We start from the raw sequence: 13,839 nt of genomic DNA, 5'->3' as shown, positions 1-13,839 counted from the left end.
CGCCACCGCGGGCAACTCCCCGTCAGACGGTGGGCAGGGGCGGGGTGAGGGGGGTGTCGAGGCCGAGGCGGAAGGCCTTGTCGTAGTGGGCGTCGCCGATGGCGGCGCGGATGCCGCGTTCGCAGTCCTGGCGGGCGGCGGCGAGTTCGGGCGAGCCGAACTGGGAGGTGCCGAAGGTGGAGCGCCAGGCCTGCTCTCCGGTGCCGAGGACGGTGGCGGCCTGCTCGCTCTGGCCGAGGCCGGCCAGCGCCAGGGCGAGGGTGTCCAGGACCAGGGCCATGCCCCAGTAGTCGCCGAGCCGTCGGTTGGCCTCCAGCGCCTGGCGGGCGTGGTCGACGGCGGCGGGCAGGTCGCCGGTGCCGAGCGCCGCCAGCGCCCAGATGTAGTCGCCCCAGGAGCGGTACTTGTACTCCGCGCGCCGCTCGCCCTCTGCCTTGATCCACCGGGCGAGCGCGAACGCCTCGGGGTAGTCGCCGCGGACGATGTGGATGTAGGACACGCACGCCTGCATCATCAGGGTCGTCGCCTCGTGCATGCCCTCGGCCTCGTGCGGGCCGCCGGGTTCGGGCAGGGTGTCGAACGGCGCGACGATGCGCATGCCGAGGTCGGCGTCGCCGCGGATGGACCAGGCGGTGCCGCGCAGGTAGGCCGACGCGCGGGCGGACAGGCCGAAGGGTGGCTTCTCGGTGTCGGGGGCGGCGGCGGTGCAGACCTCGACGGCGTCATTGGCGGCGTCGATGTCGCCCTGGGCCAGGACGACGAGCCCGTAGGCCCAGGCGGCGCGCATGCGGTGGTAGCCGGGGGTGGCGTCGTGGGCGAGCGCGCGCTCGAAGTAGTGGCGGCCTTCGCGCTGGTGGCCGCAGCAGTACCAGAAGAACCACAGTGCGCCGAGCAGTTCCAGGACCGTGTCGCCGGGCTCGGTGAAGCAGGTCTCCAGCGCGACCTGGAGGTCGGCGAAGTCGTGGGCGAAGCCGCGGGCGAGGTCGGCCTGCTCGGCGGTGAACCAGAGGCCGAACGCGCGGCGGGCCTCGGCCAGGTAGTGGTCACGGTGGCCGATCCGCAGGGCGCGTTCCTCGCCGAGGTCGCGCAGCCAGTGCGCGCCGAACTCGGCGATCGTGTCGAGCAGGGCGTACCTGCCGTCGCGGGTCTTGACCAGGGACTTGTCGACGAGCGCGGCGAGGGTGGCGCGCACGTCGCCGGGGCTGAGCGGGCCGCCCGCGCAGACCCTCTCGGCGGTGCGGGCGGTGAAGGATCCGGCGAACACCGACAGGCGCGCCCACAGCAGCCGCTCCTTGGGCGTGCACAGCTCGTGGCTCCAGCCGATCGCGGTCCACAGGGTCCGGTGGTGGGCCGGCGTGCCGCGGCCGGATTCGAGGGCGAACCTGTCCTGGATGCGGGCGCCGAGTTCGGCGACGGGCAGTGTCGCGGCGAGCGCGGCGGCGAGTTCGACGGCCAGCGGGATGCCTTCGAGGCGTGCGCAGACCTCGGTGACGATCGGGCGGGTGCCGTCGTCGAGGGTGAAGCCGGGGCAGGCTGCGGCGGCGCGGTCGGCGAACAGCTGGACCGCCTCGTTCTCGGCCGACAGGGGTTCGAGCGTGACGCGGGCCTCGCCGCGCACCCCGATGGGCTGCCTGCTCGTGGCGATGATCTTGACGTCGGGGGCGACGCCGAGCAGCACCATGATGAGCATGGCGCAGGGCTCCAGGAGGTGCTCGCAGCCGTCCAGGACGAGCAGGCACCGGGCTCCGGTGAGCCGGTCGGCGAGCACCTCGACCATCGGGCGGGTCGTCTGGTCCTGCAGGCGCATCTCGCGGCAGACGAGGTGGGGCAGCAGCGTGCCGTCGCGCAGTTGGGCGAGGCGGACGATCCAGACGCCGTCGGGGAAGTCCGCGGCCGCGGCGGAGGCCGCCTCCAGCGCGGTGCGGGTCTTGCCGACGCCGCCGACGCCGGTCAGCGTGACCAGCCGCTCCTCGCGCAGGATCCGGTCGATGGCGGCGAGTTCGTCGGCCCGGCCCACGAAACTCGACGCGTCGACGGCGACGTTGCCACGGGACGGGTTTGTCTCCCTGTGCAATTCCTGCTCCGTTCACTGGGGATGGTGACGTCGAGGAATCGCGACGATACTCCCCGCTTCCGGGCAATGCTCGCTCTTTGCTTCCTTTGTCACACGGAACGCTAGGATGGGATTCTCCGCTCGGGCACGGGAGGCCCACCTTTGGAATATTCCGAGAATGACACTCCGACGTCCGGCGAGGTTCCCTCATCCCATTGCGGCCCCGTTCGAGTGGAAAGGGCGGTTCGTGGTGAGGGTGCGCGGGGCGCACGGTGCGAGGTGGTCGACTCGCCGTACGGCGTGCGCGCCATGGCCGTGCGCGCGGCCGGGCCGCAGCGCGCCGCGCTCGCCGCCGAGGTGCTGCGCGGCTTCGGCGAACTGGCGATGCACGAGACGTCGATCGCGGGCATCGCCTTCCGCATCGACGGGTTCCTGGCCGGGCGCGGGGAGGAGTACGCCACCGCGGTGCTGGTCGAGTTCGACCCGCAGACCCTGAACGCGGAGGTGATCTGCTGCGGGCACGCCCCTCCGCTCGTCGTCGCCGGCGAGGGCGGGGCCGTGGAGTGCGTGCTGCCCGTCGCGCTGCCGCTGGGCCTGCAGTCGCTGGACGCGGGCTGGGCCGCCCCCGATTGGGTGCCGCTCGAACCCGGCGACGGCCTCCTGCTGCACACCGGAGGGGTGAGCGCCGCCCAGCGCCCCTTCCCTTTTCTGGCCCGGCTCTCCCGGGGCGCGATCACCGACCCGTCGGCCTTCGTCGAGCGGCTTTCCGCACAACTCGGTGACCATTGCGGAGACGACGTCGACCTGCTTTTCCTGATGCCCGAAACGCCGGCGTTCCGGTTGCGCCGACCCCACCCGAGGATTCCGACGCTGGGCCCCGAATGGTCGGATTCCCGGCATTTCTCACAGTAAAGGCCGGTGTCTCTGAGAAGAGACACCGGCCCTGTGTGGGGGAGCTCAGGCGGCGGGCTTGGGGCGGCGTGGGGGGCGGGGGAAGAAGCCGCTGGTGCGGGCGAGGTAGTCGGTGTACTCCTGGCCGCGGCGGCGGGCCATCTGGCGCTCCAGCAGCGCCTTGCCGCTGCGGTTGACCAGCAGGTGCGTCATGAACGCCGGGCCGATCGCCGTGATGAGACCGCTCCAGTGCGAGCAGGCGATGAGGAACAGGCCCCACCAGACGACGGAGTCGCCGAAGTAGTTGGGGTGGCGGGTCCAGCCCCACAGGCCGCGGTCCATGACCTTGCCCTGGTTGGCGGGGTCGGCCTTGAACCGCGCGAGCTGCCGGTCCCCGACGCTCTCGAACAGGAACCCGACGGCGAACACCGCGGTCCCGAGCCAGGTGAGCAGGCCGAGGGAGGCGTTCTGGTACATGGCGACCTGGACGGGCAGGGACACCAGCCACATGATCCAGCCCTGGGAGAAGTAGATGTGGCGCAGCACGAACGGCAGCACCGGACCCTTGTTGCGCCGCAGGAGGGCCGCGTAGCGGGGGTCCTCGCCCTTGCCGTGGTTGCGGCGGAAGATGTAGATCCCCAGCCGCAGCCCCCACAGGGCGGTGAGGGCCAGCACGAGCACGCGCCGCCCGGTGACGCCCTCGCCCTGCACGCCGGAGACGGCGAACGAGGTGAGGGCGATGACGACGAACCCGAGCCCCCACACGACGTCGACGACGCTGTGGGTGCGGGTGCGCAGGGCGTAGGCCATGGTGAGGCCCATGGCGACGGCGACGGCCAGGGCGCTCGCGCCGAGGTTGATCAGGAGGGGGACGAGGTTCACGGTGCGCTCAGCTCTCGGGCGAAGTCCTGGAAGGCGTCCTGGGCGTGGACGTAGGAGTGGGCGGGGCCGGAGCGGCTGGCCTTCAGCAGGCCGGCCAGCGCCTGCCCGTCGAGGGCCGTGTCGTGGCGGACCGTGCCGTACTCGACCGCGTCGGCCAGGCGCAGGCCTCCGGCGGCGGCGACGATGACCTGCCCGTTGACCGTCGAGGCCGGGTCGCACAGCGCCGCGACGAGGGGCGCGACGGCGGCCGCGTCCATCGCCTCACGGTGGCCCGGGTCCATGCCGTTGTCGGTCATCTGGGTGAGCGCGTACGGCAGGAGCACGTTGGTGAAGACCCCGCGCGGCGCGCCTTCGACGGCGATGGTCTTGCCGAGCGCGATGACGGCACCCTTGCTGGCCGCGTACGCCGAGACGGTCGGCTCGCCGTGCAGGCCGGCGGTGGAGGCGACGAGCACGATGCGGCCGTGCCGCTGCTCGCGCATGACGGCGGCGCAGGCCGCGGCGATCTGGGAGGTGCCGAGGACGTTGGTGCGCAGCACCGCGCCGAAGTCCTCGGGGGTGGACTTGTGGAACATCGCGGGGCCGGAGACCGCGGCGCTGGTGACGAGGGCGTCGAGCCTGCCCCAGCCGTCCAGGGCGAGTTTGACGATGCGCTGGGCGGTGGCCGGGTCGGCGACGTCGCCGTGCTCGGCGACGGCCTCGCCGCCGAGCGCCCGGATCTCGGCGACGACGTGGTCGGCGGGGCCGAGTCCCTGGTCGTCGACGATCCGGTTGCGGTTGTTGATCACCAGGAGGGCGCCGCGTTCGGCGAGGTGCAGGGCGAAGGCCCGGCCGAGGCCGCGTCCGCCGCCGCTGATGGCGATGACCTGTCCGTCGAGGCCGCTCACGCGGGGATCCTTTCGATGAGGACGGCGACACCGAGCCCTGCCGCGCCGGAGACCGCGGCGACGCCGTAGCGGCCGCCGCGGCGCTCCAGTTCGGTGAGGCAGCCGCCGACCATGATCGCGCCGGTGGCGCCGAAGGCGTGGCCCATGGCGATGGTGCCGCCGTTGGGGTTGAGCCGGTCGGGGCCGAGCCTGAGGTCGCGCCGCAGCTTCAGGCACAGGGCGGAGAACGCCTCGGCGAACTCGTAGACGTCGATGTCGTCGGGGATGAGCCCGGCGCGGGCGATGACGGCCTCGACGGCCTGCTGCCCGGCCGTCAGCATGATGACGGGGTCGGTGGCGCAGGTGGCGGAGGCGATGATCCGGGCGCGGGGTCGCAGCCCGGCGGCCTGGGCGGCTTCGGCGTCGCCGAGCAGGAGCAGGGCGGCGCCGTCGGCGAGGGCGGGTGAGGTGCCGACGGTGTGCAGGTGCCGGATCTCGCCCGCCTCGGGGTGGGCGGCGAGGGCGATCGCGTCCTGGCCCTGGGCGCCGAGCTCGGTGAAGGCGGGCGGGAACTTCGACAGGCCGGCGGGGGTGGTGCCCGGCCTGATCAGCTCGTCGCGGGCGAAGACCGTGCCGTCGTCCAGGGTGATGGGGATGACGGCGCCGTCGTGGTGGCCGGCGTCCCAGGAGGCGGCGGCCTTTGCTTGCGTCTCGGCGCCGTAGGCGTCGAGTTCCTCGCGGGTCCAGCCGTCGAGGGTGGCGTTGAGGTCGGCGGCGATGCCCATGTGCACCGAGCCGATGGCCTGGACGGTGGCCGGGTCGCTCCACAGGGGGCCGCGGTCGCTGAACATGGCGACGCGCGAGACCGACTCGACGCCGCCGGCGACGGCGAGGTTCAGGTCGCCGCCGCGGATGCGGGCGGCGGTCTGGGCGACGGCGTCGATGCCGGAGGCGCAGAACCGGTTGATGACGCCGCCGGGGACGCCGTGGCCCCATCCGGCGAGCAGGGTCGCGGTGCGGGCGAGGTTGGCGCCCTGCTCGTCGACCTGGGACGCCGACCCGACGATCACGTCCTGGACGCGTGCCGTGTCGAGGTCGGTGCGCTCGGCGAGCGCCTTCTGGAGCCGGACGACCAGGTCGACCGGTCCGATGCCGTGCAGGGACCCGCGCGGTGATCCTTTCCCGCGGGCGGTCCGCACGTAGTCCAATACGAGGGCCTCGGCCATGCGGCCTCTCCTCTCCTCCTCGGTTACTCTTTTAAATGTAGTGAGATCCCCCAGTCGGGACAAGGCCCCGGTTTTCGCGAACTTCCGCTCTGTACTGGGCTCCCGCGACGAGCACGTTGACTGCTCACTCTCGTTGTTGTAGTAAGTGTGAGGCAGTGGCCTCCCGGCCGCACCACCCCCGGAGGGAGCAAGCGATGACCGCTGGAACATGGGTTCTGGGCGGATACCAGAGCGACTTCGCACGCAACTGGTCCCGGGCCGGCCTGGGATTCTCCGACCTCACCGAGGAGGTCGCGACCGGCGCCCTGCGCGCCGCGGGGATCGAGCCCGGCGACGTCGAGGTGATCCACGTCGGCAACGCCTTCGGCCAGCTGTTCACCGGCCAGGGCCAGCTCGGCGGCATGCCCGCGACCGTCCTTCCCGATCTGTGGGAGGTCCCCTCCTCCCGCCACGAGGCGGCCTGCGCGTCCGGCGGGATCGCGATCCTGCAGGCGATGGCCGACCTGGAGTCCGGCCGCTACGACGTCGCCCTCGTGCTCGGCCTGGAGCTGGAGAAGACCGTGCACGGCGACCAGGCCGCCCGCCACCTAGGCGCGGCCGCCTGGGTCGGCCACGAAGGCCAGGAGGCGTCCTTCATGTGGCCGTACATGTTCAGCGCCCTCACCGACGAGTACGACCGCCGCTACGGCATCGACGACGCCCATCTGCGCGCGATCGGCGAGCTGAACTTCCGCAACGCCCGAGCCAACCCGCTGGCCCAGACCCGCGCCTGGGAGCTCACCGACGCCAGCTTCTCGGCCGACGACAAGGTCAACCCCCTCGTCGAGGGCCGCCTGCGCCGCCACGACTGCAGCCAGATCACCGACGGCGGCGCGGGCGTCGTCCTGGTCAGCGACCGCTACCTGGCCCGCCGCCCCGAGCTGCGCGGCCTGGCCCGCATCCAGGGCTGGGGCCACCGCACCGTCGGCCTGCCGCTCGCGCAGAAGACCGAGCGCTCCCGCGAGGACGCCTACGTCCTGCCGCACGTGCGCCGCACCGTCACCGACGCCTTCTCCCGCGCCGGCCTGTCCGGCGTCGCCGACGTGGACGCGATCGAGACCCACGACTGCTTCACCATGTCGGAGTACATGGCGATCGACCACTTCGGCATCACCGCGCCCGGGATGAGCTGGCAGGCCGTGGAGAGCGGCGACCTGGAGAAGGACGGCCGGATCCCGGTGAACCCCTCCGGCGGGCTCATCGGCGGCGGCCACCCCGTCGGCGCGACCGGCGTGCGCATGCTCGTCGACGCCGCCGCCCAGGTCACCGGCACCGCCGGCGACACCCAGGTCGACGGGGCCCGCCGCGTCGCCACCCTGAACATCGGCGGCAGCACCACCACCGCCGTCAGCCTCATCATCGGCACCGACTGAAGGAGACCCCCATGGACGTGGAGATCCTCGGCAGGGTCCTGTCGACCCTGCCAGAAGACGACGACCACCCCTACCGCACAGGTCCGTGGCGGCCCCAGACGACGGAGTGGAGGTCCGACGACCTCAAGGTCCTGCACGGCGAGATCCCCGCCGACCTCGACGGCCTGTACCTGCGCAACACCGAGAACCCCGTCCACCCGGCGCTGGAGCGCTACCACCCGTTCGACGGCGACGGCATGATCCACGCCGTCGGATTCCGCGACGGAAAGGCCTTCTACCGCAACCGGTTCGTGCAGACCGACGGCCTCATCGCCGAGCGCGAGGCGGGCGTCCCCCTGTGGGCGGGGATCGCCGACCGGCCCGAGAAGTCCCCCCGCCAGGACGGGTGGGGCGCGCGCGGCCGCATGAAGGACGCCTCCAGCACCGACGTCGTCGTGCACGCCGGAGTCGCCCTCACCAGCTTCTACCAGTGCGGCGACCTCTACCGGCTGGACCCGCTCACCCTGGAGACCCTCGGCAAGTCCGACTGGGGAGGCAATTTCCCCTCCTGCGGCGTCTCGGCGCACACCAAGTCCGACGAGAACACCGGCGAGCTGCTGTTCTTCAACTACGGCAAGGACGCCCCCTACATGCACTACGGCGTCGTCGACGCCGCCGACCGCCTCGTGCACTACACCGAGGTGCCGCTGCCCGGCCCGCGCCTGCCGCACGACATGGCCTTCACCGAGAACTACGCGATCCTCAACGACTGCCCGCTGTTCTGGGACGCCGACCTGCTCGCCAAGGGCCACCACGCCGCCCGGTTCCGCCCCGACCTGCCGCTGCGCCTCGGCGTCATCCCAAGGCGCGGCACCTCCGCGCAGATCCTCTGGTTCGAGGCAGCCCCCACCTATGTGCTGCACTTCGTCAACGCCTACGAGGAGGGCGACGAGATCGTCCTCGACGGGTTCTTCCAGGGCGACCCCGAGCCCCGCGACACCGGCAGCGGCACCTTCTACGAGCGCATGTTCCGCTTCCTCGCGCTCGACCGGATGCAGACCCGCCTGCACCGCTGGCGGCTCAACCTGCGCACCGGCCAGTGCCGCGAGGAGCGCCTGACGGACTCCATCACCGAGTTCGGCGTACTCAACAACTCCTTCGGCGGCCGCCGCAACCGCTACACCTACGCCGCCAGCGGCGTCGACGGCTGGTTCCTGTTCAACGGCCTGGTCAAGCACGACCTGCTGACCGGAGGCGAGGAGCGGTTCACCCTGCCCGAAGGCGTCTACGGCAGCGAGCCCGCCATGGCGCCGCGCGTGGGAAGCGCCGCCGAGGACGACGGCTACCTTGTTACGCTGACCACCGACATGAACGAAGATCGTTCCGAGTGTCTGATCTTCGATGCCGCCCGCCTGGCCGACGGCCCGCTCGCCCGCGTCCTGCTGCCCGAACGCATCTCCAGCGGCACGCACGCCACCTGGGCGCCCGGATCCGCCATCCCCGGCTGGGCCGGCGCCGAATCTCCGGCGGCGTCCGTCGGACTGTGAAAGGCGACCTTTTTTCGTGACCCGGCAGAGCGCTACCCAGGCGGCGGCGACCACCGAACTGGTGCACCCGCCCGACCGGCCCACCCGGCTCCCACGCGGCGGCACCAACGCCGTCGGACTGACCCTCGGGCTGATCGGCGACGAGTGGAACCTGCTGATCCTGCGGTACGCGATGCTGGGCGCGCGCCGGTACGGCGACTGGAAGGACGCCCTGCCGATCTCGGACGCGGTCCTCACCCGCAGGCTCGCGTCCCTGACGGCCATGGGCGTCTTCGAGAAGGTCGAGTACCAGGCCAGCGCCCGCCGGTACGAGTACACGCTCACCAAGCGGGGCCGCGACCTGTGGCCGGTCCTGCTGACGATCTGGGCGTGGGAGGCGGCCTGGGTGCCCGCCCACGGCGAGCGCCTGCCGCGCATGGTGCACCAGCTGTGCGGCAGGGACTTCCGGCCGGTGTTCGGCTGCGGCGCCTGCGACCGGCCGGCCGAGGCCCGCGACATCACCGGCGGGTTCGGGCCGAGCGGCACCTGGAGCCGCTCGGTCCCGGCCGCCACCACCCGCCGCCGCTCGCAGACCGCGGGCGAGGCAGGGCTGTTCCCCGAGACCATGGCGCTGATCGGCAACCGCTGGTCGGCGGCCCTGCTCGGCGCGTCGTTCCAGGGCGCGCACCGGTTCCGCGACTTCGAGCAGTGGCTCGGCGCGCCGCCCACGATCGTCGCCGACCGGCTGCGGGTCTTCTGCGACCTCGGCGTGTTCGACCAGTCCCCCGGGGCCGAGCGCGCCGACTGGCCCGACTACCGCCTCACCGAGAAGGGCCGCGCGTTCTTCCCGACCGTCATGACCGCCATCGACTGGGGCCAGCGCTGGTTCCGCGCCGCCGAAGGCCCCGCCCTCGTCTACACCCACCGCGCCTGCGGCCAGGACCTGAAGGTCAGGCTCACCTGCGACCAGTGCGGCGAGGTGCTGCGCGGCACCGAGGTGTCCGTGCTGCTCGACTGATCCACCCCACCCACCCCTGGTGAGGAGCACACCGTGCCGTTGTCCGTCCCCGAACTCCTCCGCCACTCCGCCTCCGCGCGCCCCGACGCCCTGGCCGTCACCGGCGACGGCCGCCCGATCCGCTACGGCGAGCTCGCCGAGCGGTCCGACCGGGTCGGCGACCTGCTGTCGGCGCTGCCGCCCGGCTCCCGCGTCGGCTACCTCGACCGCAACGCCACCGAATACTTCGAGCTGCTGTTCGGCGCCGCCAAGGCCGGGGTGGCGCTCGTCCCGTTGAACTTCCGGCTGTCGGCGCCGGAGATCCGGTGGATCCTCGCCGACGCCGAGGTGTCCCTGGTCGTCGCCGCGCCCGAGCACGCCCCCGCGCTGACCGGGCTCGACGTGCCCGTCATCGAGGTCGGCGCCCCGTACGAGGCGTGGGTCGCCTCCGGCGAGCCGGTCGACCCGCGCCGCGACGCCTCCGGCACGGACCTGCTGGTCCTCATGTACTCCTCCGGCACGACCGGCCGCCCCAAGGGCGTGCGGATCAGCGCCGACGGGCTCGCCTCGGCCGCCGACCTGTTCGGCGCCTGCTTCGACGTCGACGCGGACTCGCGCAGCATGGTCCCGATCCCCTACTTCCACATCGCTGGCGCGGGCTGGGCGCTGATCACCCTGGCGCGCGGCGGGACCCTCGTGCAGTCGCGCGAGCCCACCCCCGCGTCGATGCTCGCCCAGCTCACCGACTTCCAGGTGACGCACACCGCGATGGTCCCCGCCGTCATCCAGGTGATCTGCGAGATGCCCGCCGCCCAGGACGCCGACTTCTCGGCGCTGCGCCAGATCGTCTACGGCGCCTCGCCCATCTCCGAACCGCTGCTGGCGCGGGCGGTCGCGCTGTTCGGCGCGGAGTTCTTCCAGTCCTACGGGCTCACCGAGACGATCGGCGTGACGACGCTCCTCGGCCCCGACCAGCACCGCCCCGACAACCCCGTCGCCGGGCGGCTGCGCTCGGCGGGGTCTGCGGTGCCGGGCATGGAGGTCGCGGTCCTGGACCTGCTGACGGGTGAGCCCGCCGCCCCAGGCGCCGTCGGGGAGGTCGTCGTGAAGGGCCCCTGCGTGACCCCGGGCTACTGGCGCAACCCCGAGGCGAGCGCCGAGGCGTTCACCGCCGACGGCTGGTTCCGCACGGGAGACGCCGGGTCGATGGACTCAGACGGCTTCCTCTACCTGCACGACCGCCTCAAGGACATGATCGTCACCGGCGGCGAGAACGTGTACCCGGCCGAGGTCGAGAGCGTCCTGGCGGGCCACCCGGCCGTCCTGGAGTCGGCGGTCATCGGCGTCCCGTCGGACCGCTGGGGCGAGACCCCGCTGGCCGTCGTCGTCCGCCGACCGGGCGCGCAGGCCACCGAGGCGGAGCTGATCTCCTGGCTGCGCGAGCGCCTCGCCCACTTCAAGTGCCCCACCTCCGTCGTCTTCTCCGACGCCCTGCCGCGCAACGCCTCCGGCAAGCTCCTCAAGCGCGAACTGCGCAAACCCTGGTGGGAGGGGGCTTCCCGCCAGGTCTGCTGACCCGGGTGGCCCGGCGACACCCGCCGGGCCACCGCACGTGGGCTGCGTCTCACTGACCGATGTCGGCCGGGTCCCATCGCGGGCCGGCGGCCGGTCTCAGGGGTCACTTCCGCGGCGGAGGCCCATGCTGCCCCCTCCGTTACCGGGACGTCAGCAGAAACCGCCACGCTTGGTGACGGTTCGCCCATGCCCGGCCGATCGGCATCGCCGCGAGTGGGATGGACGGGCGGTCGCCTCCGCGGCGGCCGGATCACTTCGGCGGCAGCCCCCGATGACCGCGCCTGATCAGGCAGTGCCACGGCCACGGCGAGAACGCCCTGACCACGCTGACCGCCGACCAGCCCGCCCTGTACGAGTCGGCCTACCTCGGCTCGGGCGCCGACGGCCAGTACTTCGCCGACCCCGGCCGCTACACCGTCCGCGCCCTCTACATCGCGCCCGACGGCTCCCGCGTGGTCTCGCCCGACCTGCCCATCCGGATCCGGCCGCCACTACCAGCACATCCGCGACGGCAGGATCCACGTCAGGCAACCCGACACCAAGGACGCCATCACCCAGCTGACCGCGGCCGTCGACGCCTCCACCGGTGCCGGGGGACTCAACGACCTCACCCTCAACGCCGCCATGCGCCGCCTGGCCACCGTCCACGCCAAGGCGGGCGACCACACCGCCGCCGGCGCCACCCTCGACCGCATGGTCGAGCACTTCCGCGCCCGGCACCTGCCCGCCCGCGTCCTGGCCACCATCCAGGACCAGGCCGACACCACCCGCGGGCAGACCGCCCCCGGCGGCCGGAGCCGCCCCCGCAAGGGCCACCAGCCCGGCTGACCCCACCGGCCCGGCTCCGGCCGCACGGTCGAGGCCGGGCCCCCGGGCCCGTGTCGGGGCTTGAGCAGCAACCGAACGGCCAGTCACGATAAGGAGCCCGGCGGGCGGTTCTTACCGTGACTGGCCGTTCTGATGCGGTTGGATGCGGTTCCTGTAACGGTTCGGTGGCCCTGGGTTGGTTACTGGTGGGTCGGTCCTACTTTGCGGCGTATGCCGACGGAGTTCTTGACTGATGATGAGGCGGCGGCGTACGGGCGGTTCACAGGACCGCCGGCGCAGGCCGATCTGGAGCGGGTGTTCTTCCTCGATGACGAGGACCGGGCGCTGGTCGGACGGCGGCGCGGTGAGCACATGAAAGTCGGGTTCGCGCTTCAACTCGTGACGGTGCGTTGGCTCGGGACGTTCCTGGAGGGGGGCAGCCGGAATACGCCGGAAAGGGGCTGCGGACTTGAGGGTGCCCAGGTCTGGGGTGCTCTTGGGTGGTCGTGAGGTCGCGGGGGCCGTGGCGTAAGCGGAATGTGATCGAAACGGGTCGCTGAGTGAAGGGTGGTCGTTAGGGTGGTCGCTGTCCTGTAGGCGGCTTGTGTGGGGGTTGGTTGTGACCTCGGTCGATCGGACGGCGTATCCGCGGTTCGGTCGGGTGGTGTCGGGGCGGGAGCTGGTCGAGTCGTTCTCGCCGACGGTGGCCGAGGTGGAGTGGGCGCGGACGAAGACGCAGGATCAGCAGCATCTGCTGGTGTTGGTGGTGTGGTTGAAGTCCTATCAGCGGCTGGGGTATTTCCCGAAGGTCGAGGATGTTCCGGTGGTCGTGGTGGGGCATGTGCGTGAGGCGTTGGGTCTGGGCGAGGACGTGGAGTTCGAGCGGGCGGCGGTGCGGTCGGCGAAGCGGCATCGGGAGTTCGTCCGCAAGCGGATGAGGGTCGTCTATGACGGGGCAGGTGTCCGGAAGATCGCGGAGGACGCGATCCGCAAGGCGGTGCAGACGAAGGACAACCCGGCCGATCTGATCAATGTGGCGTTGGAGGAGTTGGTCCGGGCGCGCTGCGAGATTTCGGGTTACACGACGCTGGATGCGATGGCCTCGGCGATCCGGACCGAGGTGAACAAGGGGTTCCACGGGACGGTTTCGGGCCGGTTGGATGGGGCGAAACGGGCGCGGCTGCTGAGGATGCTGGTGGTGGATCCGCTGACCCGGCGCAGCGAGTTCGACCGGATGAAGGACGTGGCGAAGGCGGCGTCGCTGAACAGGTTCCGGGAGCGGCTGGAGTTGCTGGCGGCGATGGACGCGATCGGCCCGACCGAGGTGTGGCTGGAGGGGGTACCGCCGGGGAAGGTCGCGCATTTCGCCGGGGAGGCGCGGGTCACCGACATCGCGGACATGAAGAAGGTCCTCGATGAGGACAAGCGTCTGACGCTGATCGTGTCTCTGGTGCACGCGGTGCGGACGGGGGTCCGTGACGACGTGGTGACGATGTTCTGCAAGCGGATGGCCGCGATCCACAAGAAGGGCCGTGACCATCTGGAGCGGCTGCGTGAACAGCACCGGGTGGAGTCGGGTGCTGAGTAACAACCGAACGGCCAGTCACGTTAAGGGGCCGGGCAGA

General features: G+C 72.0%; 12 protein-coding genes. 8 read left to right on the top strand and 4 right to left on the bottom strand.

The window, feature by feature from the left end; all coding sequences use genetic code 11:
• Positions 1-22: 22 nt before the first annotated feature.
• Positions 23-2,074, bottom strand: coding sequence for an ATP-binding protein (locus tag ACYVOM_RS15460; protein WP_460304047.1), 2,052 nt, complete (start codon positions 2,072-2,074; stop codon positions 23-25).
• A 258-nt stretch (positions 2,075-2,332) separates the two neighbouring features.
• On the opposite strand from ACYVOM_RS15460, the gene ACYVOM_RS15455 reads away from it, so the two are divergent.
• Positions 2,333-2,965 (top strand): PP2C family protein-serine/threonine phosphatase, encoded by a 633-nt coding sequence (locus tag ACYVOM_RS15455; RefSeq protein WP_460304046.1) that lies wholly within the window; start codon positions 2,333-2,335, stop codon positions 2,963-2,965.
• Positions 2,966-3,010: 45 nt separating this feature from the next.
• Here the strand turns inward: ACYVOM_RS15455 and ACYVOM_RS15450 are convergent, their stop codons facing one another.
• From ACYVOM_RS15450 to ACYVOM_RS15440, 3 genes are read right to left on the bottom strand one after another with little or no spacing between them, the layout of a single operon-like run.
• Entirely contained in the window at positions 3,011-3,826 is an 816-nt protein-coding gene (locus ACYVOM_RS15450; RefSeq protein WP_460304045.1) for a DUF1295 domain-containing protein, read from the bottom strand.
• Positions 3,823-4,713 carry an SDR family NAD(P)-dependent oxidoreductase gene (locus ACYVOM_RS15445; protein WP_460304044.1) on the bottom strand — a complete coding sequence of 297 codons (891 nt, stop codon included), beginning with the start codon at positions 4,711-4,713 and terminating at the stop codon, positions 3,823-3,825. Before ACYVOM_RS15445 ends, ACYVOM_RS15450 begins: the two co-directional genes overlap by 4 nt.
• Positions 4,710-5,918, bottom strand: coding sequence for an acetyl-CoA C-acyltransferase (locus tag ACYVOM_RS15440; protein WP_460304043.1), 1,209 nt, complete (start codon positions 5,916-5,918; stop codon positions 4,710-4,712). The genes ACYVOM_RS15445 and ACYVOM_RS15440 overlap by 4 nt, the downstream gene beginning before the upstream one ends.
• Positions 5,919-6,112: 194 nt before the next feature.
• Here ACYVOM_RS15440 and ACYVOM_RS15435 point away from each other — a divergent pair, with 194 nt between their 5' ends.
• The 7 genes from ACYVOM_RS15435 to ACYVOM_RS15405 all read left to right on the top strand — a co-directional run bounded on the left by ACYVOM_RS15435 (position 6,113) and on the right by ACYVOM_RS15405 (position 13,802).
• Positions 6,113-7,330, top strand: coding sequence for an acetyl-CoA acetyltransferase (locus ACYVOM_RS15435; protein WP_460304042.1), 1,218 nt, complete (start codon positions 6,113-6,115; stop codon positions 7,328-7,330).
• 11 nt (positions 7,331-7,341) lie between these two features.
• On the top strand, positions 7,342-8,856 hold the full coding sequence (locus tag ACYVOM_RS15430; protein ID WP_460304041.1) for a carotenoid oxygenase family protein: 1,515 nt from the start codon (positions 7,342-7,344) through the stop codon (positions 8,854-8,856).
• A 16-nt stretch (positions 8,857-8,872) separates the two neighbouring features.
• Entirely contained in the window at positions 8,873-9,853 is a 981-nt protein-coding gene (locus ACYVOM_RS15425) for a winged helix-turn-helix transcriptional regulator (RefSeq protein WP_460304040.1), read from the top strand.
• Positions 9,854-9,886: 33 nt separating this feature from the next.
• Positions 9,887-11,407: an AMP-binding protein gene (locus tag ACYVOM_RS15420; protein ID WP_460304039.1), complete on the top strand. Its 1,521-nt coding sequence runs from the start codon at positions 9,887-9,889 to the stop codon at positions 11,405-11,407.
• A 624-nt stretch (positions 11,408-12,031) separates the two neighbouring features.
• The gene (locus tag ACYVOM_RS15415; RefSeq protein WP_460304038.1) at positions 12,032-12,235 is read left to right on the top strand and encodes a hypothetical protein; all 204 of its coding nucleotides are present in this window, start codon (positions 12,032-12,034) and stop codon (positions 12,233-12,235) included.
• A gap of 210 nt (positions 12,236-12,445) precedes the next feature.
• Positions 12,446-12,724 carry a DUF4158 domain-containing protein gene (locus ACYVOM_RS15410; protein WP_460304037.1) on the top strand — a complete coding sequence of 93 codons (279 nt, stop codon included), beginning with the start codon at positions 12,446-12,448 and terminating at the stop codon, positions 12,722-12,724.
• Between the two features lie 109 nt (positions 12,725-12,833).
• Positions 12,834-13,802 carry a DUF4158 domain-containing protein gene (locus ACYVOM_RS15405; protein WP_460304036.1) on the top strand — a complete coding sequence of 323 codons (969 nt, stop codon included), beginning with the start codon at positions 12,834-12,836 and terminating at the stop codon, positions 13,800-13,802.
• The last annotated feature ends 37 nt before the right edge of the window (positions 13,803-13,839 follow it).

This window comes from Actinocorallia aurea (assembly GCF_054783995.1).
The sequence above is the reverse complement of the archived record's forward strand: the minus strand, read 5'-3'. Positions and strand labels throughout refer to the sequence as shown.

What these genes read in the sequence shown, in the direction of transcription:
- ACYVOM_RS15440 (WP_460304043.1), bottom strand. Translation starts at nt 5,918, where the DNA reads ATGGCCGAGGCCCTCGTATTGGACTACGTGCGGACCGCCCGCGGGAAA.
- ACYVOM_RS15435 (WP_460304042.1), top strand. Translation starts at nt 6,113, where the DNA reads ATGACCGCTGGAACATGGGTTCTGGGCGGATACCAGAGCGACTTCGCA.
- ACYVOM_RS15430 (WP_460304041.1), top strand. Translation starts at nt 7,342, where the DNA reads ATGGACGTGGAGATCCTCGGCAGGGTCCTGTCGACCCTGCCAGAAGAC.
- ACYVOM_RS15415 (WP_460304038.1), top strand. Translation starts at nt 12,032, where the DNA reads ATGCGCCGCCTGGCCACCGTCCACGCCAAGGCGGGCGACCACACCGCC.
- ACYVOM_RS15410 (WP_460304037.1), top strand. Translation starts at nt 12,446, where the DNA reads ATGCCGACGGAGTTCTTGACTGATGATGAGGCGGCGGCGTACGGGCGG.